This window comes from Granulosicoccus sp. 3-233, assembly GCF_052681095.1.
Window position 1 is genome coordinate 318243 of the sequence record NZ_JBQYLE010000002.1, and the last position, 25414, is coordinate 343656.

Genomic DNA, 25414 nt, shown 5'->3' on the forward strand with positions numbered 1-25414 from the left:
TACAGGCACCGATACAGGCACCGATACAGGCACCGATACAGGCACCGATACAGGCACCGATACAGGCACCGATACAGGCACCGATACAGGTACTGATACAGGTACTGATACAGGCACCGATACGGGTACTGATACGGGTACTGATACCGGCACCGACACAGGCACCGATACAGGCACCGACACAGGCACCGATACAGGCACCGATACAGGCACCGATACAGGCACCGATACAGGCACCGATACAGGTACTGATACCGGCACCGATACGGGTACTGATACAGGCACTGATACAGGCACTGATACAGGCACTGATACAGGCACTGATACAGGCACTGATACAGGCACTGATACAGGCACTGATACAGGCACCGATACAGGTACTGATACCGGCACTGATATAGGCACCGATACGGGTACTGATACCGGCACTGATACAGGATCCGATCCAGGCACTACGGATACGGGATCCGAAACAGCTACAAGTGGTGACGATTCGGGCACAACGAGCGGCACGGAGACCGCGACCGCCGGCAGCGACGATTCGGGCACGACGAGCGGCACCGAAACCGCAACGGCCGGTAGTGACGATTCGGGCACAACCACCGGAACGGAAACTGCGACTGCCGGTAGTGATGATGCAGGCACAACGACCGGTACCGAAACAGCCACCGCCGGCAGTGACGATGCAGGTACAACCACCGGCACCGAAACCGCCACCGCCGGTAGTGACGATGCAGGCACGACCACCGGCACCGAAACCGCAACGGCCGGTAGTGATGATGCAGGTACAACCACCGGCACCGAAACCGCAACGGCCGGTAGTGATGATGCAGGCACGACTACCGGCACCGAAACCGCGACCGCCGGCAGTGACGATGCAGGCACGACCACCGGCACCGAAACCGCAACGGCCGCCGGTAGTGATGATGCAGGCACGACCACCGGCACCGAAACCGCGACCGCCGGTAGTGACGATGCAGGAACGACGACGGGAACCGAAACCGCCACCGCCGGTAGTGACGATGCAGGCACGACCACCGGCACCGAAACCGCGACCGCTGGTAGTGACGATTCGGGCACGACCACCGGAACGGAGACCGCAACTGCCGGCAGTGATGATGCTGGTACAACGACCGGCACGGAGACCGCGACTGCTGGTAGTGACGATGCAGGTACAACGACCGGCACGGAGACCGCGACCGCTGGTAGTGACGATGCAGGAACGACGACGGGAACCGAAACCGCAACGGCCGGCAGTGACGATGCAGGTACAACGACTGGTACGGAGACCGCGACCGCTGGTAGTGACGATGCAGGTACAACGACTGGTACGGAGACCGCGACCGCCGGTAGTGACGATGCAGGAACGACAACCGGAACAGAAACCGCGGGTGCTGCGGATGCCGGAATCACGGATGGTGCCTGAAAGACGGTAGTCAAAAACATTCAGACAGCCTCTTGACTGTCGTCTGACTCTTTTTGACTCATCGGCTTTTCAGCAGCTCACTGGCCGAAAACGGTTTCTGGGCTCTTGCTCTCGGAAAGGCAGAAGGTAAATTGTCATGCTAGTCGCATGCGACCTCTTCTGCCCTTAGCACTCATTGTCACCTGCGCGACAGCCGTCTGGCTGATTGCCGTACAGAATCCGGCGAAAGGCACTCATTGGCTCAGTGAGTCATGGGGAGAGCGCGACGATCCAGCATACGAAACACTGAATGGCGCACTGTCAGGTGTGACTGGCAATTCGAGCCGAGAGCGTTTGCTTGCGATCGAGCCGTATGAGGATCTCGACTACGGTTTCAAGGTCGCCATTCCGGTAGGTTGGAGAAAGATCGTCACGGCGGATTCGATCAGCGCTCCGGTTTCCGGTGCTGACTCGACTCCGGGGGGAGGGCAGGAGGCGGTATCCTCGACAGTGCCACTATCACTGGAACCTGGTTATGCCGTCGGATTTGAATCGGTACAGGAGAATCCGGATGATCGATTCGCCGATTACATCCTGATCGAGGTTTTGCCCGGTGGAGAATCCGGTACGTTTGATGCCGACCGTTCACAACGGCGGCCCGTCACCATCGATGGACGGCAGACCTGGTTCGACCGAATAGAAATCGATCAGGCCAGCAGTGGCTTGATCGATGTCGACCTGGTGGTCTACCAGGCCGAAGTATCGGGTGTGGGATACACCGTGGGACTGTATGCCATCGGAGAGCCCGTCCGTGAGCAGCTCCTTGCGATGGCCTTTGAAATCATGCTGCGGACATTCAGGATCATTCGAGATCCGTTTACTGTCAGCTGATTCTCAGCGCTGTCTATAGGGGTAGCCTTCAGGCCATTGTTCAGGGCTGGGGCGATGGCTGGGTGATGATTGGCCGGGAATGTCATCGGCGAAGGGTACGTTCGTCACGCCGTCGTCCAGCAGTACGTCATCGAATGGCGTGATTCGCTGGTAGACCCTGATGTAGTCGATGATGTACTCGCCGGGAAAGGGTGTCGTCTCGTCCGGCGAACCAGCCCACCAGCCACCCAGGGCCGTGTTGGCGATGACATACATTTCTTCGGAAGACACCCTGGAGTCCGCAACTCGGTGCACTTCGATGCCATCCACCAGGTAGATGATGAGTCCCGGCATCCATTCAACCGCGAAGGTGTGGAAATCGGCCGTGTAATCGATTCCCGGAGTCGGTTTCGATTTGGTAGAGCGCAGATTCCCCTCGGCATCATAGTAGTGATAGGTGTGATAGACGACATCCTGATCCTGACCAATGAATTCCATGATGTCGATTTCCGGATCATCGCCGCCATAGTAGGCATTGAGCAACCAGAATGCCGGCCAGTACCCTCTGCCGAATGTCATCTTTGCTCGCGCTTCTGCATACCCGTAAGTGAACTTGAAGGCATCGTAGCTGGTGATGACACCTGACAGATACGGTTGATTCATGGCCTTGTGGGCCAGCTCCGGTGGCGTTCGGATCGAATTGATCGTCATGTGTTCCCCATCGAATGTGAAGGGGTTGAAGCCGAAGTCCGGATCACGAAGTATGTCGACGTAGTATTGCTCTTCGCTGTTGATGACCAGATTGGAACCCCACAGGTAGGCGGTATTCCATTTGCTGCCATCCAGTGTCAGACCGGTGAATTCTTCGGCGAAGACCAGTTCGTAATCGTCCAGTCGATTGGGGTTGGCGACAGGTTCGTCGGGGTCGTTCTTGCCCAGGGTCCTCGGTGACACCGTCAGGCCTGTTGCGATGTAGTACAGCACGTCATCGTAGTCGAAGGCCTGGATTTCGTAATAGTAGTCCCGATCGAATACATCGGTATCAATGTACTCATTGGTCATGACCGTAGTCACGTACTTGGCCTGTCGATAGACGTTGTAACCGCGCGCCAGTGGATCCGCATTCCAGGTAACATGAATGGCACCATCAATCACCTCACCCTCGAATCCGGGCGTTGTGTGCGACTTGGCCTTGCCAGAGTTGCCTTCCTCTTCTGTGTCGCTGCTGCCCATGTTCTCGGCGGACGTATTCTCGCCGGTGTCGTTACCAGACGCTTCCGGTGGAGTGGATTCCCCACCGGAAGTTTCTTCCGCGGGCTCTGCGGTAGCTGGAGTCTCCTCTGCAGTGTCCATTCCATCTGTCGAGCCCGGGTCGGATTCCGAAGCATCTGGCGTACCGGTATCCACCGTCGATTCGTCATCCGGTGATGAGTTGTCAGCATCGTTGCCCCCCTGGTTCGAGGCGTCACCAGTCTGATAGCCAACATCGTCTTCACTGTCCTCTTCAGCCGGACCATCCGTGTCGGTGTCAATGTCGTCTCCGACAGAGCTGTCCGTTTCCGCGTCCGGTACAGCTTCGAAAGGGTTCTGCGGCGTATTGTCAACCGTATCAGGCTCCGAAGCACTATCGGTATCGGGTAGCGCGGCACCAGTCTCGGGAGCCGTATCCGAGTCCGATGAATCGATATCTACCCCACCAGAGATGATCACCGGTCCATCAGGGTCGCTGATCTCCCCCGCGGCCACTGCCTGTGCATAACTCACGGAGTTGCTGCCGTCGTTCGATTGCGTTCCGAAGTCGGGTCGTCCGGCTGGCGCTGCTGCCTCGGGGGTAACCGTATCATCGTCCACGGGTTGCGACTCGGCACAGGCAGCCAATGTAGCCATCAGAATGACTTGCATTGAAAGGACTGAAACCCGTCGCAGGGCAGTCAAGCCAGGTGTCCGTTCCGATTTGTTCATAGTGTTTACCAGAGTGCCTTCGACAGCGTTGATCGGCTTGCGAGACAGGCAGGGTTCATGTCAACCACGCCCGGCACGGCAGATGCGGGAATCAATATCCTTCACGTACTATCGGATAGGCTGCGAAGTGCTTGATTCTCAAGTATCAGAATTGGACATGGTTCCGGTCAGGAGGCTGGCATGGATTCTGATTCGGCTTTGGCTGTAATCAATTTCCGGAAACGCATCCATGCGTCCATGTTTCGTGAAAACGGCAATCGCCTTGCTCATCGGTTCGTCCGTGGGGCTGTCCGTGGCTCAGTCAGCCGATTGGAATGGCAGCTATTCGGCGTCCGGGCAATGCTTCTGCGTTGGTGAGTTGCCCGCCAGTACCAGAATGAGCATCGTCCCGACTCCCATTGGAGGGCAGACCGTCGCCCAGGTTTGTCAGCGTCTGGGAGAGGGACCGGGTCTGGTAAGGGAAAATGGCCTGTTCAATCATCCCGTGTATACAGATGCGCAGTGCGGAAACGGCCCGGGTCTGGCAACAAGCAGGGATGACAAGGGCGGGTGCAGTGGATCGCTTGAAGCGGGCAGCGACGGCACTGACAGCTGCATTCACCCGGGACCACGTTGGGACATTCAGGGAGCGCTGGATCGGGAGCGTGCTCCGGCATACGTGAACACCGGCATTCAGGTGGCATCGGCTGTTCCGGTCTATGTATCGTCTTCGGCAGGCTTCATCGGAAAAACGGTTACAACGGTCAGGGAAAGGCCGGTGAGCGTGCAACAGGTATCGAGGATAACGGCTCCACCAGAATCCAGCCAGTGGGTGATCATCGAGGGGAATCGCTATATCCGGTCTCGTGAAGGCATTCCGGCTGCAGGCGGTGAGCCGGGGCAGCGGATCATTCTGGATGGATTCGTGTATTTGCGAGATGACGGCAGCTTGAATCCCGACGACCTGTTTTACGAGACATCCGAGGACGTCTCTGCCGACAGCGGTCCGGACCTATCCAGCCAGAGTCGTGTTGCTGCTGAACCTGTGGTTCGGAAAGACGACGAAAAGCTTGCTGAAGCCCGGCGGCTGAAGGAGCGTCAGGCGGCGGCACGCCAGCTGCGGGATGATGCCAGAGCGACAGCACGTCAGATCGAAGCGCAGCGTCGGCGGTTGCGGCAGGAGCAACAGATGGCACTCATGACCCGGCAGAAGCTGGACCTGCAGGAGTTGCAACGATCCAAGCAACGGCTTGAGGCCGAGTCGGCCAGTCGCGCTCAGGCAGCGCTTCAGGCTCATGCTGAAGCACAGTCCATCGAGCCGGCAAGTGCAGGGTTGGCTGAATCGCCGAAACAATCCATTTCGGGCAGCGCTTACCCGCTGAGTGAAGGCAAGTCGGTAGCCGAGCCGCCTGTTGCCGCTGCTGCACCGGCAAGCGAGTTGGATACACGCGAGGAAGCCGTGCGCGAAGCCGGTAGTCAGGTACTGGTGCCGGCAGATGCCGACGAGGTGTCTGTCAGTACGCAAGGTTCCGAGCCAGTACATGCTTCGGTATCGTCAGCCTTGCGTCTGCCGGCTGCCGTGCGGGCCAGCTCCCGCAACTTCAGATACCTGGAAGCCTTGCCGGTGAGCTATGACGTGGGTGGTGATGGAGTCATGCTGGAGGGCAGTACCTCCAGTCATTCGCGGCTCCAGTATTTCGGTCGATTGGGTGTCACGCGCCGGTACAACGAGGTCATGGCAGGCGCGGGATATTATCTGACACCCGAGAGTGCGAGTCGACTGACCTTCGTTCTGCTTGCCGGTATCGAGTACGGCAACTTCGAACTGGTTGATGGGCAATCACCCGAGATCAGCGTCGATTACGACGATTCCGGGGTCTATCTGGGTGCCTCGTCGCGCATGGTGGTCAGCAATCGCTTCGAACTGAAGGCTGGCATCGGCTACAGCAGCATATTCGAAGGTGATGCCATGTTCTTTGGCGGTGGTTATCTGCATCTGACGAGAAAGCTGGATCTGGTTACCCGCTTCGAGCTGGGAGACAACGATCTGCTCGGCATCGGTGTTCGTTACTACTACTGAAGAACGGCAATTCACATGAAAAATCAACTCAAGATGCTATCCAGGTCAACCGTCGTCTGTCTGTCCCTGCTGTTCCTGTCAGCATGTGGGGAAAGTGATCTGATCGAGCTTCAGGAGCGTGAACTGGATGATGCTCGCGAAGCGGCACAGCAGGAACCCGATGCGGAAGCTGCCAATCCGGAGCAGGGCATTGATGATCCGAGCAGCGGCAGAATCGATCTGACGCAATACGATCTGGTGTTCGCCGATGATTTCCGTGGCAGCCGGATTGATCCGGTCAAGTGGAATACAGCACTCGACTGGGGGCCAGACTTGAGCATTCATGATCAGATGCAATACTATGTGGATGTGCTGAACGAGCCGGATTTCGGGCATGACCCGTTCACGCTCAATGGCGAGGAGCTTGTCATCACCGCGTCGCAGACCCCCGAAAACCTGCGTGCCGATGCCAATGAACAGTCCTGGCTGTCAGGGGTTCTGACCACCGCTGAAAAATTCGATTTTTCCTATGGTTATGTGGAGGCTCGCATCGATCTGCCCGACGCTCGCGGTGCATGGCCATCGTTCTGGATGCTCTCATCGGACTTCATCGGGTTGAAGCCGGAGGTGTACATCATGGAACAGGACGGCGCCTACCCGAACAGTGTCTTCTTCAACTACAACTATCTCGAAGAGCAGGGCACGCGCCGCGAACTGGTGAGTGCAGAGCTTGCTGACGGTTTTCACCAATACGGGCTTGCCTGGAGTCCGCAAGAGCTGCTGTTCTACGTGGACAGAGTACCGCGCTATCGCATCGTGGGCGATGCCGTTGCCAGCCAGAAGATGTATCTGATTCTGAATCTTGCCATGGGGGGTGTGTGGCCGGGAGCCCCGGATGCAACCAGTGGTTCGCAAGTGTCCATGGTGGTGGATTACGTCAGGGCATTCCAGCTCAAGCCCTGACGGCAGATGGCCCGAGTGGCGTCAGGAGTGCTCGAATATGACAAAGGCGGCAACGGTGTCGCCTTCGTCACTCAAGCTGACCCAGAATCCAGTGATGCCACGAGAGGCACACAGTTGCTGAGCCTTGCCGCATGCTCGCAATAGCGGCTTGCCCAGTTCATCGTGTTGCAGATAGAAGTCCTTCAGCAGGACGCCTTGACGTTCTCCGGTTCCCATGGCCTTGACGGCGGCTTCCTTGACGGCAAATCGCTTTGCCAGAAAACGCTCCGGCTGATCATGCTGGTGATAAGCCGCCAGCTCGGACTCATGCAGAAAACGGCGAGCGAAGCGTACACCAAAACGTGAATGTACTTTGGCAATGCGACTGACAGTCGCCAGGTCGACACCGATACCGGCAATCATGGAATCATGTTCATGGAGTCAGAGACTTTCAGCGATGACGTGCTTCCACCATCATCCGTTTCATCTTGCTGACAGCTGTGGGCAGCCCCCAGTAGAGTGCACGGGCGATCAGGCTGTGGCCGATGGTCAGTTCGGTGATTGATTCGATTTCGGCAATGGACTGGACGTTGTCATAGTGCAGTCCGTGTCCGGCATTGACGATCAGCCCGAGGCTGAAGGCATAGTCGCAACAGGATACGATGCGTGATAGTTCGGCGGAGCGTTCCGCGGCGCTTTCGGCGCTGGCGTAACGGCCTGTATGCAGCTCGACAACGGGTGCGCCGACGCGAGCTGCGGCTTCGATCTGCGCTTCTTCGGGATTGATGAACAAGGCGGTGTGAATGCCTGCCTGCTGCAGGCTGGCGACGTAATCGGTGTACATGGACAAGCGGCCTGCTATATCGAGTCCACCATCGGTTGTCAGTTCTTCGCGATTTTCCGGCACCAGTGTGACATCCCGTGGCATGATGCGAAGAGCCACTTCCCGCATGGCATCCGTTGCCTCGATCTGCAATCCGAGTTTTGTCTGACAGCTGTGGGCGAACCGTTCGATATCGTGATCCTGGATATGCCGACGATCTTCCCGCAGCTGCATGGTGATGCCGTCCGCTCCGGCCAGTTCGGCCTGCAATGCCGCATGAACAGGGTCCGGGGAAGTGGATTGCCGCGATTGCCGAACAGTGGCCACGTGATTCACGTTCACGCAAAGTTGGATCGGTTGCTTCACTGGCAAATGCTCATGGTTCAGACAGAGCTCGATTCTAACGCAAGGCAGTACCTCTGCCTTGTCTGGAAACGCGGTGCTGTCACATCGACATCGACATCAGTCCACCCGACGACCTGGTTCTGCCGGAGTCGCTCTGCCTGCATGCCTGATCGGAGTTTCGCAGGCATAGGCCAGTTGTTGTTGCAGATAGCTGAATTCCCGGCCGGTCAGCTGATCGCACCAGATCGGGTAACGATGCAGGCGGTCATCCTCCGTCTGGATGGTCAATATCAACAGCCGCGCGCTGCGATAACCGGCCTTGACCAGCTGGCCCGACAGTTGGCGCTGATCGGCCGACTCGATTTTCCAGGACCCGTCAGGCTCGTGCAAGAGCTTCAGACGACGGCGTCTTGTCTGGAGACATTGACGTCTGACGGGCAACAGGACACAGAGTGCCAGTGCCAACCTGATCCAGATGTCGAACGGGGTATGAATCAGCAGTGCGGTTGCAGCTGTCAGGCCGATGCCTGCAATCAGGTAACAGTGGAGGCGCCCTGGTTCAGCTTCTGCCTGCCATGGCGTCCGACATCTTGTCGATGATGTGTTGATAGCGGGCCTCCCTGGCCTTGCCACTGATGAGCAGGAACAGTTCCGGGTCCTGCATGTCCTGTAATTCCACGAACAGGGCTTGTTCCTCGGTGGAGGCTCCCTGGTAATGATTGTCCAGATAGGCGCGCATGGCAGCGTCCAGCTCACGCATGCCTCGCCGGCAGCGCCAGCGCAGTTTCGACAGGGTTTCCGCATCAACGCTCATGCTTGCATTCCGCTTTGCTGGAAGTCCCGACTCGAACTGGCTGGTACTGCGGCTGGGTTCATGGTCTGTTTCCTACAGGCGACGCTTGACCAGCATTTTCTTGGTTTCGGCGATGGCCTTGGCAGGGTTGAGACCCTTGGGGCATACCTGCGCACAGTTCATGATGGTATGACAACGGTACAGCTTGAAGGGATCTTCCAGATCATCCAGACGTTCTCCGGTGGCATCATCACGACTGTCCACCAACCAGCGATAGGAAGCCAGCAAGGCGGCCGGCCCCAGGTAGCGATCAGGATTCCACCAGTAACTCGGGCAGCTGGTAGAGCAACAGGCACACAGGATGCACTCGTAGGCACCGTCGATCTTCTCCCGATCTTCCGGCGACTGCAGTCGCTCTCTGTCAGGTGGGGCCGGAGTATCCGATTTCAGCCATGGCTCGATGGAGGCGTACTGGGCGTAGAAATTGGTCAGATCGGAAACCAGATCCTTGATGATGGGCTGATGCGGAAGCGGGTAGATGGAGATATCGCCCTCGATATCCGCGATGGCCGTCGTGCAGGCGAGGCCATTGGTGCCATCGATGTTCATGGCACAGGAACCACAGATGCCTTCACGACAGGAACGTCGGAAAGTCAGCGTGGAATCCATTTCGCTCTTTATCTTGATGATGGCGTCAAGCACCATCGGACCGCAGTTGTCCATGTCGACATCGTAGCTGTCGACACGCGGGTTCTCACCACTGTCGGGGTCGTAACGATACACCTTGAATCGCCGGGTATTGCTTGCCCCGGCGGGCGCGGCAAACTGCTTGCCGTTCTGTTTGACTATCGAATTTGCCGGTAGCTTGAATTCAGCCATGAGTTGTATTCCGTAGTGTGCTTGATGGACGACCCGCGGATCAGTACACGCGTGGCTTGGGCGGTACGACTTCGCACTCGTCCGACAGTGTGTACATGTGAACCGGGCGGTAATCGATGGTCACATTGGCCCTCTCATCGGTCCAGGCCAGGGTGTGCTTCATCCATTCCTCGTCGTTGCGATCCGGGTAATCGTCACGAGCCTGGGCACCGCGACTCTCGGGACGATTGTGCGCTCCATGAATGATGGTCTGGGCCTGCATCAGCAGGTTTTCCAGTTCCAGCGTCTCGATCAGATCGGTGTTCCAGATCATGTTCTTGTCATCGACCTTCACATCGTCGAAGGAGTCGACGATGACACGCATCTTGTCGATACCTTCTGCAAGACTGTCCCCGGTGCGGAACACTGCTGCGTGCTTCTGCATGGTGCGCTGCATGTTGTCGCGAATATCGGCGGTACCAGTGTCACCCTTGTTGAAGCGAATGCCGTCAAGGTGGCCGAGAATCGGGTCCATCGCATTGTCTTTCAGTGGTTTGTGCGGTGTACCGGGCTTGACCAGTTCCGCAGCACGGATGGCCGCCGCCCGCCCGAAGACCACGATATCGAGTAGTGAGTTGCTTCCCAGCCTGTTGGCGCCGTGGACCGATACGCAGGCAGCTTCACCGATGGCCATCAGGCCCGGCACCACCGAGTCGGGGTCACCGTCCTTCAAGGTGACGACTTCGCCGTGATAGTTGGTTGGAATGCCGCCCATGTTGTAGTGAACGGTGGGGATGACGGGAATCGGGTTCTTGGTGACGTCGACATCGGCGAAGATGCGAGCGGATTCGGAAATGCCCGGCAGGCGCTTCTCGATGACCTCGCTGCCCAGATGCTGCAGGTTCAGGAAGATATGGTCGCTGTCGGGGCCAACGCCACGGCCGGCATTGATTTCCATGGTCATGGAACGACTCACGACATCACGGGAAGCCAGATCCTTGGCATTGGGAGCGTAGCGCTCCATGAAACGTTCACCTTCGCTGTTGGTCAGATAGCCGCCTTCACCTCGAACGCCTTCGGTGATCAGTACGCCGGCTCCGTAGATACCGGTGGGGTGAAACTGGACGAATTCCATATCCTGCAATGGCAGGCCGGCACGCAGTGCCATGGCGTTGCCATCCCCGGTGCAGGTGTGGGCCGAGGTGGCAGAGAAGAAGGTGCGACCACAGCCACCGGTGGCCAGTACGACCTGATGAGCGCGGAACCGATGCAGTTCACCCGTTGCCAGGTCGATCGAGACCACGCCACGGCAGACACCGTCATCCATGATGAGGTCAGTGGCAAAGTGTTCGATGTAGAACTCGGCGCCGTGTTTCAGGGACTGCTGATACAGCGTGTGCAGAATGGCATGTCCGGTACGGTCGGCGGCTGCACAGGTACGCTGCGCTGCGGGTCCTTCGCCGAACTTAGTGGTCATGCCGCCGAAGGGGCGCTGGTAGATCTTGCCTTCCTCGGTGCGTGAGAAAGGCACGCCGAAGTGCTCCAGCTCGACGACCGCAGGGACCGCTTCGCGACACATGTATTCGATGGCGTCCTGGTCGCCGAGCCAGTCCGAGCCCTTGATGGTGTCGTACATGTGCCAGGTCCAGTGGTCTTCACCCATGTTGCCCAGCGAGGCGCTCATGCCGCCCTGTGCGGCCACGGTGTGTGATCGCGTCGGGAATACCTTGGTGACACAGGCTGTCGATAGCCCTTGTGCAGCCATGCCCAGTGTGGCGCGCAGGCCGGCGCCGCCGGCACCTACGACGATGACGTCATAGGTATGGTCAATGATCTTGTATGCGTTGGTCATAATTGCTTGTCAGTGATACCAGTCAAGAGGCCAGTGCGATGCGCAGGACCGAGAAGACACCGGTTACCCCGAGGGCCGCAGCGGCGAAGTTCACAGCGATGATGGCCACGGTACGGGGCCCGTGAGCGCCGATGTAGTCTTCGATGACGACCTGCAGGCCGAGTCGAGCGTGGTAGAAGCCGGTGATCATGAACAGGATCATCACGATGGCGTTGAAGGGTTGGGACAACCACTCGCGTATGGCGACGTAATCCATGCCCGGCAAGGCCGCGACGGAAAAGCCGAGCCACAGGACCAGAGGCACCAGAGCGATGGCGGTCACGCGCTGTGCCCAGAAATGACTCGTACCTTCCTTGGCAGACCCGAGTCCCTTGACGTTCTTCAATGGGGTTCTGAAGTTGCTCATGCTGCTAATGCCACCAACCAGGTTATGACGGAAAGAACACCGGCGGTAGCCATGCAGACCTTGCCGGATTTCTGCGCGACATCGAGATCGAAGCCGCGTCCGACATCCCAGAACAGGTGTCGAATGCCGTTGGCCATGTGGTAGTACAGTGTCACGGTGAAGCCGAACAACACCAGCTTGCCGAACCAGGAAGTGGCAATGCCGGACATGAACCCGTGACTTTCCGGTGTGCCTGCCGCACTGGCAATGAGCAGTACCAGCAACACGATGGCCAGGCTGTTGACGATTCCGGTTGCGCGGTGAGCAATGGACAGGTACGCGGTCAACGGCAGTTTGTAGTGCTGCAGATGCGGGGAAAGAGGTCGGGTATCGTTCCAGGCCATATCAGGGTTCCGTTATGTTGCTCGTAGGCGGTAAATCGCCGGATAATAATGTTACTTTCGCTTCTGTGATGAGAGCGAGGGTCGAAGAAGTCAGAAATCGGTGCAGCGGCCTTTCTTTTCCCAGTCACCATAGCGGGTGGGTTCAAGGCCAGCTTGACCACCGGTTTCCGGGGGAAGCTGTGCAGGTAGATCGGCGGCAGTGGCATCCTGTGCCACATGTTGATGGTCTTCCGGTCTGGCAACCTCGACGACATTATCGGCTGCAGAGCGTTTTTCCACGCAGTTTGCGGGTGTCGAACGGTCTTTTCCGGATGTTGTCATAGCAGGATCACGCAGTGAAAGTGTCTATCGTTCGGCAATTGCCACAATAGTAGCAAGGGAATACAGCTAATTTCTCCCCAATACGAGTAATGTGCCGATTTATCTGTGACTAAATAGATTAGGAATTATTCCGATGAGTAATGAATGGGCTGAAGCGCTGACTCTGACAGGCATGGAGGATATTGCAGCCTTGCGTGAGCAGGGTGCCAGCGTGTCGGTCGATACGGAAGCGCAGCCACAATTGGTGGATCTGTCATCACTGTGTGTGGTGGATATCACTGGCGACGATGCAACCTCGTTTCTGCAGGGGCAATTCAGTAATGATCTGGGCAAGGTTTCTACCGAACATGCCCAGATCACCGGCTATTGCACCCCCAAGGGACGCCTGCTGGCCTTGCCGATCGTCATCGGACTGCACGATGGATACCGCTTGCTGATACCGGCGGATATTCGCGAAGGCTTCCTGAAAAGACTGTCCATGTTCATCATGCGCGCAAAGGTGCAGGTGAGCGAACGCAAGGATTGGACCTGTACCGGGATTCAGACGGCCCGCGGTGGTGAGCTGGGGTCTCTTGCAGGGTTTCTCGGTAATCTGCCGGCTAGCGTGATGGAGGTGGCAAGCGACGCGCATGGTCAGCTACTTCGCTGGCACGATACCGACGGATCTGGCTCGCGGGCCAGATATCTGTATGTGGCGGAAATACCACGGCAACTGGCCCTGTGGCGCGAAGGAGAACAGCTGCCGAAGGCTGGACAGGCGCTGTGGCGACTGGGTGATATCAGGGCCGGGCAGCCGTCGATTACCGCCGGCGTGCTGGAGGCCTTCGTGCCGCAGATGTTGAATCTGCAGCTGGTGGACGGGCTCAGCTTTACCAAAGGTTGCTATCCGGGACAGGAAATCGTGGCACGCATGCAGTACCTCGGCAAATTGAAACGCCACATGCGTCGATTCTCGATGCCGCATGCCGCGGATCAGGTCATCCCGGTACCCGGTGATGCACTGGTCACTGCAACCGACGAGGATGCCGGCAGAGTCGTGGATGCGGTGGCAGGTCCGGATGGGCTGATCGAGTTGCTGGCAGTGGTCAAGGTATCAGGCAGTGATGACAGTCTGAGCTTCCAGGGCCGGACCTTGAGCGCACGGGAGTTGCCCTATGAATTGCCGTCCCTGGCCGATGTCCGGCAGGATGCAGGTTGATCGTCCATGCCATTGATCTATAGTGCTGCCAATCTGGTCGAGGCCCAGCTCGTGGTGGACGAGCTGCTGGCTGGCGGCATTCGCACGCGAATCACCGGCTCCTATCTCAGCGGAGCCATTGGTGAGCTGCCGCCTTCCGAGGTCATCGGTGTCTGGCTGGACGAACCTCGGCATGACGAACGGGCTCGAATGATCATCGAGGCATTCGAAGCCTCTCGGCAGCAGCCGGAACGGGACTGGCGCTGCTCAACCTGTGGCGAATCGGCGGGACGTGAGTTTGGCGCCTGCTGGAAATGCGGGCAGCCTCGCCCTTTCTGATGACAGCGCCCGGCGCCTCTGATCGAGATACGCCGCGATGGTTGAAACCACCGCGACGCCTGGGCCGGTTCTACTGTGCCTGGCGACTGGTCAGTGCAGGGAGGCAAACAGCTTGCGACGATACTGGCCAACCAGCGGGTCATCGCCGAGCACCTTGAACAGAGCCAGCAGTTTTTCCCGGGGAGCGCCGTCGTTGTATCCGGGGTCGGTCTGTACCAGCTTGAGCAGATGGTCCATGGCTATCTGGACATTGCCCGAGAGCGATTCGGCGATGGCCAGCTTGTAGCGGACCTCGCTGTTGCCGGGGTCGTTCTCCAGGCGAGCCTGCAAGGCAGCGGGGCTTTCAGCGGCATCGCTCTCGCGGCTCAATTCCAGAATACCGGCAAGGCGCAGGCCCTGTGGCCCTTCACGGTCGGCTTCCGGCAAAGCCTTCAGGCAACTTTCTGCCGTCTCGAGATCTCCGGTGCTGACACAGATCTGTCCCAGTGCGAGCAGGACTTCGGCGTTTTCCGGCTCTTCAGCCTGCACTTGCTGCAACAGGGCGCGAGCTTCATCGGTCTGACCTTGTTCGAACAGGGCCATGGCGCTCTGCACCCGGTTATCACCTGCTTCTTCCTCTGGCACGTCGTCGGGCAGGGCCGGCCCGACATTGGCCTCCAGAAATGCGCGGACTTCACTCTCGGGCAATGCGCCCATGAATTCATTGACCAGCTGGCGATCCTTGAACAGTTTGACGGTAGGCAGACTGCGGATGCCCAGCTGCTGGGCAATGCCCGGATGGGCTTCGGTATCGAGCTTGGCCAGAACGAAGGCGCCATTGTATTCGATGGCCAGCTTTTCCAGGATCGGCATCAGCGACTTGCAGGGACCGCACCAGTCGGCCCAGAAATCGACCAGCACCGGGGTGTGGTCGGAACCTTCCACCACCACTTGCATGAAATTCTGTTCGTCGAGTTGGACGATATGGGGAGAGTCGGCCATGAGGTTTTGCAATTCGCTCGTTTTGGATGGGTGCAAGTGTGTCGTCTAGCTCGCGTTAATTCAAGGTCGAGGCGACGCTATCGAGCGGTGATGGACCAAAGCGCGCTACCCTGCAGATTCCACAAGCGGCATGGGCATAAGCTACACTTCTGCCGGACGGTGCCTGACCGACTGCCGGCTGCCCGACGAATTTGACCAGAACATGCAGAAACCTACAGCCAACAGAACCTCTCAATCGTGAGTGAACAATACAACGCCTCGTCGATCGAGGTGCTCAGTGGACTCGATCCGGTCCGCAAACGTCCCGGTATGTATACCGATACGCAGCGCCCCAATCATCTGGCGCAGGAAGTCATCGATAACAGCGTGGATGAAGCTCTGGCAGGTCACGCCAGCGACATTCGTGTAACCCTGTTCAAGGATGGTTCGCTGGAGGTCATCGATGATGGCCGAGGCATGCCTGTGGACATGCACCCGAAGCTCAAGAAACCGGGTGTGGAAGTCATCCTGACAACCTTGCATGCCGGCGGCAAGTTTTCCAATGACAATTACCGCTTCTCCGGTGGTTTGCACGGGGTAGGGGTGTCAGTGGTCAATGCATTGTCGAAGAAGCTCGAGATCTCGATCCGTCGATCGGGCAAGGAGTACCTGGCGACCTTCAAGGACGGTGAAGTCGATGACAAGCTCAAGACGATCGGCACGGTAGGTCAGCGCAATACCGGTACACGGATACGCTTCTGGCCGGACAAGAAGTATTTCGATTCGGAGAAGATGTCGCTCAGCCGGCTGCGCCATCTGCTGCGCGCCAAGGCAGTGCTGTGTCCGCGATTGCGGGTTCGCTTGCACGATGAAGCCAGTGGCGAGAAGGATGAATGGTTCTATGAAGACGGTCTGGTCGACTACCTGAACAGTGCCGTCGAAGGATTCGAACGGCTGCCCGAGCAGCCTCTGTCGGCCAGCATGAGCTCGAGTACCGAAACTGCCGACTGGGCCGTCGTCTGGTTGCCCGAAGGTGGCGAAGGCGTGCATGAAAGCTATGTCAATCTGGTGCCGACGGCACAGGGCGGTACCCATGTGAACGGGCTGCGTACCGGCCTGACGGATGCGATCCGCGAATTTGCGGATATCCGCAATCTGCTGCCGCGCGGTGTGAAGATTGCCCCCGAGGATGTCTGGGACAAGGTCAGTTATGTACTGTCGGTCAAGCTCGAGGATCCGCAGTTCTCCGGTCAGACCAAGGAACGATTGTCCTCCCGGGAATGTGTGGTCTTCATTTCCGGTGTGGTCAAGGATCACACGGCGCAATGGTTGAACCAGCACGCCGAAACCGGTGATCAGATTGCCCAGCTGGCGATTGCCAGTGCACAGGCGCGTGCCCGTTCAGGCAAGAAGGTGGTGCGCAAGAAGCTCACCAGTGGGCCGGCGCTGCCGGGCAAGCTGGCCGACTGTTCGTCGACCGATCTCGCCCTGACCGAACTGTTTCTGGTTGAGGGAGACTCTGCCGGTGGTTCCGCCAAGCAGGCCCGTGACCGTACCTTTCAGGCCATCATGCCGCTGCGGGGCAAGATCCTCAATACCTGGGAAGCCGACATCGACCAGATTCTGGGATCGCAGGAAGTGCATGACATTTCCGTGGCAATCGGTATGGATCCGGGAAGCGATGACCTGTCGAAACTGCGTTACGGCAAGATCTGCATCCTGGCCGATGCCGACAGTGATGGTGCCCACATTGCCACCTTGCTCTGTGCCTTGTTCGTCAGACACTTTCGCGCGCTGGTGCAACAGGGCCATGTCTACGTGGCCATGCCGCCACTGTTTCGTATCGACGTCGGCAAGGCCGTGTTCTACGCCGTTGATGACGATGAGCGCATTGGTGTCATGGCACGCATCGAGGCAGAAAAACTCAAGGGCAAGGTCAGCGTTACCCGCTTCAAGGGGTTGGGCGAGATGAATCCGATGCAGCTGCGTGAAACCTCGGTGGCACCGGATACCCGTCGCCTGATTCGCCTGACCATCAGTGACGGTGACGATACCAACAAGACGATGGACATGATGCTGGCGAAAAAGCGCGCAAGTGATCGCAAGCGCTGGCTGGAAAACAAGGGTGATCTGGCCGATGTGCAGATATGAGTGCCAGCCCCATCGTGCGCAATGGTCTCGAATTTCCGTTCGACAGCTCGCCGGAACCGCATGAAAGTCGTCTGATCTGCGAGAGCATCCGGTGGCAGCGTTTGCCTTTGCCCTTTGCGCTGGATCATGTCAATTGCTGGTTGCTTGGCGAGCCGGGCAAGCAGGTGCTGGTGGACACCGGTGTCGACCTGCCCGGCAGTCGCGAGCAGTGGCAGTTGCACTTCGGCCAGGCGGGTGATTCGATTGCGAGTCCGCCCGAGAGCCTGCTTGTGACGCATTTCCATCCGGATCACAGCGGTCTGGCCGGCTGGTTCGCCAAGGCTGGCAGCCGTCTGTATGGCAGTGCCGTGGAAGTCGGCTTGTCACGCATGCTGTGCAACATCGATGATGAGCACTATGGCGATTTCTACGCTGACTGGTATGCGTCCAATGGTCTGGATGCTGCTCGGGTGGAGGCTGTTCGGCGCAATGCGAATACCTATCGACGGATCGTGCATCAGCCACCGGAAGACGCCGCATGGACCTTTCTGCGCGACTCGCAATCCGTGGAGCTGGGAGGCGAGCACTACGCGGTGATGATCGGCCGGGGCCATGCGCCGGACATGCTGATGCTGTATCGCGAGCGGGATCATGTGCTGATTGCTGCCGACCAGATTCTGCCGAGCATCTCTCCCAATGTCAGTGTCATGCCGCGCCTGCAGGATCCGAACCCGCTGGAGAGTTTCCTGCAGACGCTGGACAGTCTGAAACGGTTACCGGCAGATACACTGGTGCTGCCGTCTCACGGACTGCCGTTTCGCGGCTTGCATGCTCGAATAGCTGCACTCGAAGCCCACCACCAGGCCCGACTGGACGAGGTCTGGCAGGCCTGTGCCGAGCCGGCTTCTGCCCACGACCTGTTCGGGGTGCTGTTCCGGCGCGAGCTGGATGCCCAGCAGATGTCATTCGCTCTCGGTGAAAGCCTGGCCCATCTGCATCATCTGGAGAATGCCGGGCGACTGCAGCGATCACTCGACGATGGTGTGGTACGCTTTCGACAGTCCGGCTGAACCATGCAGTGTGCAGGGTTTGCAGCCTGCTGACATTCCAGTGCGTCATGGTAAACGTGACTGGACAAGTAGTGCCGATAGCACTTATTATTAGAGAAATTTAGCAGCGGGGAAATCTGGCTTGGAAAGCAGCTTTCTCCGTTTTTGTGTGCGCAACGCTGGAACCTTCATACACCGTGTCCCGACCTGCCATCCTAGTACTTGCTGACGGCACCTGTTTTGACGGAAATGCCATCGGCATTGATGGTCTGTCAGTGGGTGAAGTCGTTTTCAATACCGCCATGACGGGCTATCAGGAAATCCTGACCGACCCCTCCTATGCGCAGCAGATTGTCACCCTGACTTACCCGCATATCGGCAGCACCGGAACCAATGCGCAGGACATGGAATCGGCTTCGGTCTTCTGCACCGGTCTGGTCATCCGTGACCTGCCGCGATTGCACAGCAACTTCCGCGCGGATCAGAGTCTGGAGTCCTTTCTGGAGCAGCACCGCGTGGTCGCCATCAGCGATCTGGACACACGTGCCCTGACCCGACTGCTGCGCGACAAGGGCGCTCAGAATGGCTGCATCCTGGCAGGTCCTGAGCTGGCCAGCGAAGAAGGTCGTGCGCAGGCGATCGAGAAGGCGCTGGCCGCTGCCCGTGGATTTCCCGGCCTGGCCGGCATGGACCTGGCCAGCGAAGTCAGTTGCAAGGAGCCCTATCAGTGGACGGAAGGCACCTGGTCGCTGGAACCCGTGGCTGCCGAAGACCTGCCCAGGGCCTTGCCCGGACGGCACATCGTCGCCATGGACTTTGGCGTCAAGCACAACATTTTGAGACTGTTCATCGACCGGGGCTGCTCGGTCACGGTAGTGCCGGCTACCTGGACTGCGGCGCAGATTCGCGAGCTGAACCCGGATGGTCTCTTCCTGTCCAACGGACCCGGCGATCCGGAGCCGTGCGATTACGCGATCAACACGATCAGAGAACTGCTGGCGGACAAGCTGCCGACCTTCGGCATCTGCCTGGGTCACCAGTTACTGGCTCTGGCATCGGGCGCGCGTTCGATCAAGATGAAATTCGGCCACCACGGTGCCAACCATCCGGTGCTCGACAAGGCCAGTGGTCGCGTCATGATCAGCAGCCAGAACCATGGCTTTGCCGTCGATGCAGATTCACTCAACAACACGCTGGCCGTTACACACGTCTCGCTGTTCGACAACTCGCTGCAGGGTATTCGTCGGCTCGATGTGCCTGCACTGAGCTTTCAGGGTCATCCTGAAGCGAGCCCCGGACCACACGATGTGGTCGAGCTTTTCGACGAATTCCTGAAGCTGCTACCTGCCGCGTAATGCGGTTCTTCGACTAACGGTCTCTACCATGCCAAAACGCACGGACATCAAAAGCGTCCTGATCATCGGCGCAGGTCCCATTGTCATCGGACAGGCCTGCGAATTCGACTATTCCGGAGCACAGGCCTGCAAGGCCCTGCGCGAGGAGGGATATCGGGTCATCCTGGTCAACTCCAATCCGGCCACCATCATGACGGATCCGTCGATGGCCGATGCCATCTACATCGAGCCGATCGACTGGCGTGTCGTTCGTACCATCATCGAGCGCGAAAAGCCGGATGCGCTGCTGCCGACCATGGGTGGGCAGACGGCTCTGAACTGCGCGCTCGATCTGGCTCGAGAAGGTGTGCTGGAGGAATTCGGCGTCGAGATGATCGGTGCACGTCCCGAAGCCATCGACATGGCCGAGGATCGCGACAAGTTCCGCCAGGCGATGACGGAAATCGGTTTGAGCACGCCCAAGGCGGCCATTGCCCATACCCTGGAAGAAGCCTGGGAAGGCCAGGCGGAGATCGGCTTCCCCTGCATCATACGGCCGTCATTCACCATGGGTGGCAGCGGCGGTGGCATTGCCTACAACCGTGAAGAATTCGAAGCCATCATCACCCGCGGTCTGGATCTGTCCCGTACCACCGAAGTACTGCTGGAAGAGTCGGTACTGGGCTGGAAGGAATACGAGATGGAAGTGGTGCGTGACAATGCCGACAACGTCATCATTGTCTGCTCCATCGAGAATCTGGACCCCATGGGCATCCACACCGGCGACTCGATCACGGTGGCGCCGGCACAGACGTTGACGGACAAGGAATACCAGATCATGCGTGACGCGTCCTGTGCAGTGCTGCGCAAGATCGGCGTGGACACGGGTGGGTCCAATGTACAGTTCGCGATCAATCCCGATACAGGGGCGATGATCATCATCGAGATGAATCCGCGTGTGTCACGCTCCTCGGCGCTGGCCTCCAAGGCGACCGGTTTTCCGATTGCCAGAGTCGCTGCCAAGCTGGCCGTGGGATTCACCCTGAACGAGCTGCGCAATGAAATCACCGGTGGGGCCACGCCTGCATCGTTTGAGCCCAGCATCGATTACGTTGTCACCAAGATTCCTCGGTTCACCTTCGAGAAATTCCCGACGGCCGACAATCGTCTGACCACACAGATGAAATCGGTCGGTGAGGTCATGGCCATCGGTCGAACTTTCAAGGAGTCCTTCCAGAAAGCGCTGCGTGGTCTGGAAATCGATGTCAACGGGCTTGATGAAATTCTTCCGGCGGACCTGTCCGCCGACGAGCGCGCCGCCACCATCGATGGCGAAATGCGCCAGACTCGTGAGCATCGTCTGTGGTTTGTCGGGGAAGCCTTTCGTCATGGACAGAGCATCGATGATGTCTTCAATGCCACGGCCATTGATCGCTGGTTCCTGTGTCAGATCAAGGAAATCATCGATGCCGAGCTGGCCCTGCAAGGCAGCGATCTGCAAAGTCTGGACGCTGGCGATGTGCGTCAGCTCAAGCGTGACGGATTCAGTGATGCCAGACTGGCGAAGCTGCTGAATGTCACTGAGCAGGCGTTTCGCGAGCATCGCAAGTCGCTGAACATCAACCCGGTCTACAAGCGGGTGGATTCCTGTGCAGCGGAGTTTGCCAGCAATACCGCCTACATGTATTCCACCTACGAGCAATTCTGCGAATCCGAGCCTTCGGACAAGAAGAAGATCATGGTGCTTGGTGGTGGGCCGAACCGGATCGGGCAGGGCATCGAATTCGATTACTGCTGTGTACATGCCGCTCTGGCCTTGCGAGACGATGGGTTCGAGACCATCATGGTCAACTGCAACCCGGAGACGGTGTCGACCGATTTCGATACATCCGACCGCTTGTACTTCGAGCCGTTGACACTGGAAGACGTACTGGCTGTCATCGACGTCGAGAAGCCGTTGGGTGTCATCGTTCAGTATGGTGGTCAGACTCCCTTGAAGCTGGCACGTGATCTGTTGGCGGCGGGCGCGCCAATCATCGGCACGTCACCCGATTCCATCGATCTGGCCGAAGATCGGGAGCGTTTCCAGCAATTGATCGAGAACCTGGGGCTCAAGCAGCCTCCCAATCGCACGGCGCGAACGCAGGAAGATGCGCTGCGACTGGCCGATGAAATCGGATACCCTCTGGTGGTCAGGCCCAGCTACGTTCTGGGCGGACGTGCCATGGAAATCGTGCGCGAATCGGCCGAGCTGTCACGCTACATGACCGAGGCGGTCAATGTCTCCAACGATTCGCCCGTGCTGCTGGATCGCTTCCTCAATGATGCCGTCGAAGTGGATGTCGATGCGATCTGCGATGGCGAGAACGTGGTTATCGGTGGAATCATGGAGCACATCGAAGAGGCAGGCATCCATTCCGGGGATTCGGCCTGTTCCCTGCCACCGTTCACACTCTCGGAAGAGCGTTGCGCCGAATTGTCCGAACAGGTCAGTCAGATGGCCAAGGCACTGGGTGTTGTCGGCCTGATGAATACTCAGTTCGCGATACAGGGCGATACGGTCTATGTGCTGGAGGTCAATCCACGGGCTTCGCGGACCGTGCCGTTCGTCTCGAAGGCAACCGGAGTGCCCCTGGCGAAGGTGGCTGCTCGTTGCATGGCTGGCATGAGTCTGGCGTCACAGGGCATGCTCGAGCTGCCGGTACCCAGCCATTTCAGTGTGAAGGAATCGGTGTTTCCGTTTGCCAAGTTTCCTGGCGTGGACACCTTGCTCGGACCGGAAATGAAGTCTACCGGTGAAGTCATGGGGACGGGACGTACGTTTGGCGAGGCTTTCTTCAAGGCATCTCTGGGCGCTTCGTCCGAACTGCCGCAGTCAGGTCTGGCCTTCATCAGTGTACGCGATCAGGACAAGCAGAGAGTGATCGAGGTTGCTCGCAGCCTGACGGATGCCGGTTTCACACTGATGGCCACCGATGGTACCCAGAAGGTGATCAGCGAAGCGGGTATCGACTGCGTGCGCATCAACAAGCTGCAGCAGGGGCAACCGCACATTCTCGACGAGATCAAGAATGATGCCGTCAGCCTGATCATCAACACCACTGATGGTCGTCAGGCCATCACCGATTCCTACTACATTCGCCAACAGGCCCTGGCACGCAAGATCCCGTATACGACTACATTGTCCGGCGCCATTGCCATTTGCGCGGCTCTGTCGCACAGCGCCAGCGGTCCTGTCTACCGGCTCAGCGACATTCATTCGGAGCAAGCATGAACAAGGTACCCATGACCAAGCGCGGCGAAACGCTGCTGCGCGAAGAACTGGCTGATTTGAAAGGTGTGCAACGACCTCGCGTCATTCAGGCCATTGCCGATGCACGTGAACACGGTGACCTGAAGGAGAACGCCGAGTACCACGCGGCACGCGAACAGCAGAGCTTCATCGAAGGCCGGGTGAAGGAAATCGAAGCCAAGCTGTCCACTGCCCAAGTCATCGATGTCACGACATTGCCCAAGTCCGGCAAGGTGGTGTTCGGTACCACCGTGAAATTGCTGGACCTGGATACGGATGAGGAAATCACCTATCAGATCGTGGGTGATGATGAAGCCGATCTGAAGGCACGTCGCATCAGCGTGGCTTCGCCGGTTGCCAAGGCACTGATCGGCAAGGAAGAGGGCGACGAGGTTGCAGTGACAACTCCGAAGGGGATCCGGGAATACGAGATTCTCGAAGTCAGCTACATCTGATTGCTGACCCGGAAGTGCGGCCCTGTCGACACGTGAGCGTTTGTTCATGAGTAACAGGTCGCGCTGTTGTCCGAATTATCTATGTCACAATACAGCGTGTATTTGACAATCTGCGCCATTGCAGATCGGTCGAAGTCGTTCCCTGTAGTAGGCAGTGAAGTGTGTTGAGCCCTATGATGCCTGATAAAAAGAACCAGTTTGCCTCTCCCAGACGATCCTTCCTCAAGAGCGTGAGTGCGATGGGGCTGGCAGCTGGCTCAAGTGCCCTGACAGGGACGATCGTGAGCACGGCATTGACGGGACAGGCATTTGCCGCGCCGTTAGCCGAGCTTGACCCCATGGCATCCCGTCGCATCCGTTTGGTCAATGCACATACCTGGGAAAAGCTCAATGTCGTGTACTTCACGCATGGCATCTATATCGATGAGAACATCCAGCAGCTCAATCATCTGATGCGTGACCGTCGCGCCAATGCCTCGATCGACATGGATACGGCTCTGTTCGATCAGCTGCTGCGTGTGCAGATGGCCCTGGGCACCGAGGAGCCTGTCCACGTCCTGTCCGGCTACCGTACCCCGGAAACCAATGCCAAGCTGCGTCGCCGTTCCCCCGGTGTGGCAAAGTTCAGTCTGCATATGGAAGGACGAGCAGCAGATATCTACATTCCCGGTGTGCCCATCGAGAAGCTGCATCAGGCTGCAATGGACATGCAGGCCGGCGGTGTCGGTCTATACAGCAATTCCAACTTCGTTCATGTGGACACCGGAAGCGTCCGCCACTGGGGCAGCTGAGCGCGCGCGCCAATCCAGTGTGTAGCAGCCGACATTTCCATTCTGTCGACTGTGATTTGCCACGCAGCTACAGTCAAATCAGATGCCGGTAGCTCCCCGACTGTCATAGTATTGGCAGCATGTCGTGAAAGGTCAGTACTCTGACGCTTCACGTTGACTGCCTCAAGTTGGGAGACTGCCGTGAAAAACAACAAGAAAATCCTGAACCGGTCGGTTCGCAAGCAGCTGACTGGCTGTGTCCTTTCCGTATTGACCCTGGCGGGTCTGGCCGGGTCGCTGTCGGTACAGGCGAGTCAGTTCGGACTACGCGTTCTGGATCAGTCCGGTATGGCGGTATCAGGCGCATCGGTCTGTGTCGGTCTGCCCGGCAATTACAAGCAGTTCGGTTCCAGCTTCACTGACAGCGAAGGCCTTGCCATCATCGACGTGCCGAATGTGCCTCTGGTGGTAACGGTGTCGAAGACCCGTTTCAGCGGCTTGCGCATGAGTGAACCGGCGCGTGGCTTCACCATGATCAAGGAAGTGGTTTTGAGTGAAGGTGTGCCGGGGCCTCGCTGTCGCGCGGGCAGTACCTTTGCCGATGCACCTTCCAGCATCAAGGTGGATCGAGTCGATGTGATCGAAACCGCCGGTGCTACACAGTTGCAACTGGATGTGTCGGGTCGTCCGAGTCATTACCGGGTGAGTGATCAGTCCGGTTTCCACGATGCCAGCTGGCAGCCCTATGACAGCCGTATCGTGCTACCGCTGTCGCTGGCACGTCAGGGGCAGATCTTCCTGCAGATGAGGCGCTATGAAGGCAGCTCCGATTCCTGGCTGGAAGCACGCTCGTCAGTCGTTGAAGTTCTGCTGCCGTTGAGTGCGCATTGAGCGTAGATGGCAGAAGGAC

The 25414-nt window shown here is 58.2% G+C and carries 24 protein-coding genes; 13 read left to right on the top strand and 11 right to left on the bottom strand.

What is annotated here, in order from left to right:
• A partial coding sequence (locus ACUNV4_RS06360; RefSeq protein WP_430877665.1) for a hypothetical protein occupies positions 1-1426 on the top strand: 1426 nt, incomplete at its 5' end.
• Between the two features lie 147 nt (positions 1427-1573).
• Positions 1574-2296, top strand: a complete 723-nt coding sequence (locus tag ACUNV4_RS06365; RefSeq protein WP_430877666.1) for a hypothetical protein — start codon at positions 1574-1576, stop codon at positions 2294-2296.
• A 3-nt stretch (positions 2297-2299) separates the two neighbouring features.
• Here the strand turns inward: ACUNV4_RS06365 and ACUNV4_RS06370 are convergent, their stop codons facing one another.
• Positions 2300-4162, bottom strand: a complete 1863-nt coding sequence (locus tag ACUNV4_RS06370) for a glycoside hydrolase family 16 protein (protein WP_430877667.1) — start codon at positions 4160-4162, stop codon at positions 2300-2302.
• A 304-nt stretch (positions 4163-4466) separates the two neighbouring features.
• On the opposite strand from ACUNV4_RS06370, the gene ACUNV4_RS06375 reads away from it, so the two are divergent.
• Both ACUNV4_RS06375 and ACUNV4_RS06380 read left to right on the top strand, forming a co-directional pair.
• Positions 4467-6296, top strand: a complete 1830-nt coding sequence (locus ACUNV4_RS06375) for a hypothetical protein (RefSeq protein WP_430877668.1) — start codon at positions 4467-4469, stop codon at positions 6294-6296.
• 15 nt (positions 6297-6311) lie between these two features.
• Complete coding sequence (locus ACUNV4_RS06380) at positions 6312-7238, top strand: glycoside hydrolase family 16 protein (protein ID WP_430877669.1); 927 nt, start codon at positions 6312-6314, stop codon at positions 7236-7238.
• 21 nt (positions 7239-7259) lie between these two features.
• On the opposite strand, the gene acpS is transcribed toward ACUNV4_RS06380, so the two are convergent.
• The 9 genes from acpS to ACUNV4_RS06425 form a co-directional block, all read right to left on the bottom strand.
• Entirely contained in the window at positions 7260-7640 is a 381-nt protein-coding gene (gene acpS / locus ACUNV4_RS06385; protein ID WP_430877670.1) for a holo-ACP synthase, read from the bottom strand.
• A 28-nt stretch (positions 7641-7668) separates the two neighbouring features.
• A complete protein-coding gene (locus ACUNV4_RS06390; protein WP_430877671.1) occupies positions 7669-8382 on the bottom strand; it encodes a pyridoxine 5'-phosphate synthase in 714 nt (237 codons plus the stop codon).
• A 120-nt stretch (positions 8383-8502) separates the two neighbouring features.
• The gene (locus tag ACUNV4_RS06395; RefSeq protein ID WP_430877672.1) at positions 8503-9018 is read right to left on the bottom strand and encodes a protein YgfX; all 516 of its coding nucleotides are present in this window, start codon (positions 9016-9018) and stop codon (positions 8503-8505) included.
• Positions 8945-9199, bottom strand: a complete 255-nt coding sequence (locus ACUNV4_RS06400; protein ID WP_430877673.1) for an FAD assembly factor SdhE — start codon at positions 9197-9199, stop codon at positions 8945-8947. The genes ACUNV4_RS06395 and ACUNV4_RS06400 overlap by 74 nt, the downstream gene beginning before the upstream one ends.
• 72 nt (positions 9200-9271) lie before the next feature.
• Positions 9272-10057, bottom strand: a complete 786-nt coding sequence (locus ACUNV4_RS06405) for a succinate dehydrogenase iron-sulfur subunit (protein WP_430877674.1) — start codon at positions 10055-10057, stop codon at positions 9272-9274.
• 40 nt (positions 10058-10097) lie between these two features.
• On the bottom strand, positions 10098-11888 hold the full coding sequence (gene sdhA / locus ACUNV4_RS06410) for a succinate dehydrogenase flavoprotein subunit (protein ID WP_430877675.1): 1791 nt from the start codon (positions 11886-11888) through the stop codon (positions 10098-10100).
• A 22-nt stretch (positions 11889-11910) separates the two neighbouring features.
• Entirely contained in the window at positions 11911-12294 is a 384-nt protein-coding gene (gene sdhD, locus ACUNV4_RS06415; RefSeq protein WP_430877676.1) for a succinate dehydrogenase, hydrophobic membrane anchor protein, read from the bottom strand.
• Positions 12291-12677, bottom strand: coding sequence for a succinate dehydrogenase, cytochrome b556 subunit (gene sdhC, locus ACUNV4_RS06420; RefSeq protein WP_430877677.1), 387 nt, complete (start codon positions 12675-12677; stop codon positions 12291-12293). Before sdhC ends, sdhD begins: the two co-directional genes overlap by 4 nt.
• A 90-nt stretch (positions 12678-12767) precedes the next feature.
• On the bottom strand, positions 12768-12956 hold the full coding sequence (locus tag ACUNV4_RS06425) for a DUF1674 domain-containing protein (protein WP_430877678.1): 189 nt from the start codon (positions 12954-12956) through the stop codon (positions 12768-12770).
• Positions 12957-13131: 175 nt separating this feature from the next.
• On the opposite strand from ACUNV4_RS06425, the gene ygfZ reads away from it, so the two are divergent.
• Both ygfZ and ACUNV4_RS06435 read left to right on the top strand, forming a co-directional pair.
• The gene (ygfZ, locus tag ACUNV4_RS06430; RefSeq protein ID WP_430877679.1) at positions 13132-14196 is read left to right on the top strand and encodes a CAF17-like 4Fe-4S cluster assembly/insertion protein YgfZ; all 1065 of its coding nucleotides are present in this window, start codon (positions 13132-13134) and stop codon (positions 14194-14196) included.
• 6 nt (positions 14197-14202) lie between these two features.
• The gene (locus ACUNV4_RS06435; protein WP_430877680.1) at positions 14203-14514 is read left to right on the top strand and encodes a putative signal transducing protein; all 312 of its coding nucleotides are present in this window, start codon (positions 14203-14205) and stop codon (positions 14512-14514) included.
• Between the two features lie 90 nt (positions 14515-14604).
• Here the strand turns inward: ACUNV4_RS06435 and trxA are convergent, their stop codons facing one another.
• Positions 14605-15495, bottom strand: a complete 891-nt coding sequence (gene trxA / locus ACUNV4_RS06440; RefSeq protein ID WP_430877681.1) for a thioredoxin — start codon at positions 15493-15495, stop codon at positions 14605-14607.
• 237 nt (positions 15496-15732) lie between these two features.
• Here trxA and parE point away from each other — a divergent pair, with 237 nt between their 5' ends.
• The 7 genes from parE (at position 15733) to ACUNV4_RS06475 (ending at position 25395) form a co-directional block, all read left to right on the top strand.
• Positions 15733-17625 (top strand): DNA topoisomerase IV subunit B, encoded by a 1893-nt coding sequence (parE, locus tag ACUNV4_RS06445; protein ID WP_430877682.1) that lies wholly within the window; start codon positions 15733-15735, stop codon positions 17623-17625.
• Entirely contained in the window at positions 17622-18674 is a 1053-nt protein-coding gene (locus ACUNV4_RS06450; protein WP_430877683.1) for an MBL fold metallo-hydrolase, read from the top strand. The genes parE and ACUNV4_RS06450 overlap by 4 nt, the downstream gene beginning before the upstream one ends.
• 176 nt (positions 18675-18850) lie before the next feature.
• On the top strand, positions 18851-20008 hold the full coding sequence (carA, locus tag ACUNV4_RS06455) for a glutamine-hydrolyzing carbamoyl-phosphate synthase small subunit (RefSeq protein ID WP_430877684.1): 1158 nt from the start codon (positions 18851-18853) through the stop codon (positions 20006-20008).
• A gap of 28 nt (positions 20009-20036) precedes the next feature.
• Entirely contained in the window at positions 20037-23261 is a 3225-nt protein-coding gene (gene carB / locus ACUNV4_RS06460; protein WP_430877685.1) for a carbamoyl-phosphate synthase large subunit, read from the top strand.
• On the top strand, positions 23258-23734 hold the full coding sequence (gene greA, locus ACUNV4_RS06465) for a transcription elongation factor GreA (RefSeq protein WP_430877686.1): 477 nt from the start codon (positions 23258-23260) through the stop codon (positions 23732-23734). The genes carB and greA overlap by 4 nt, the downstream gene beginning before the upstream one ends.
• Before the next feature lie 176 nt (positions 23735-23910).
• Positions 23911-24525, top strand: a complete 615-nt coding sequence (locus tag ACUNV4_RS06470; RefSeq protein WP_430877687.1) for a YcbK family protein — start codon at positions 23911-23913, stop codon at positions 24523-24525.
• Between the two features lie 180 nt (positions 24526-24705).
• Complete coding sequence (locus ACUNV4_RS06475) at positions 24706-25395, top strand: hypothetical protein (protein WP_430877688.1); 690 nt, start codon at positions 24706-24708, stop codon at positions 25393-25395.
• Positions 25396-25414 lie beyond the last annotated feature (19 nt).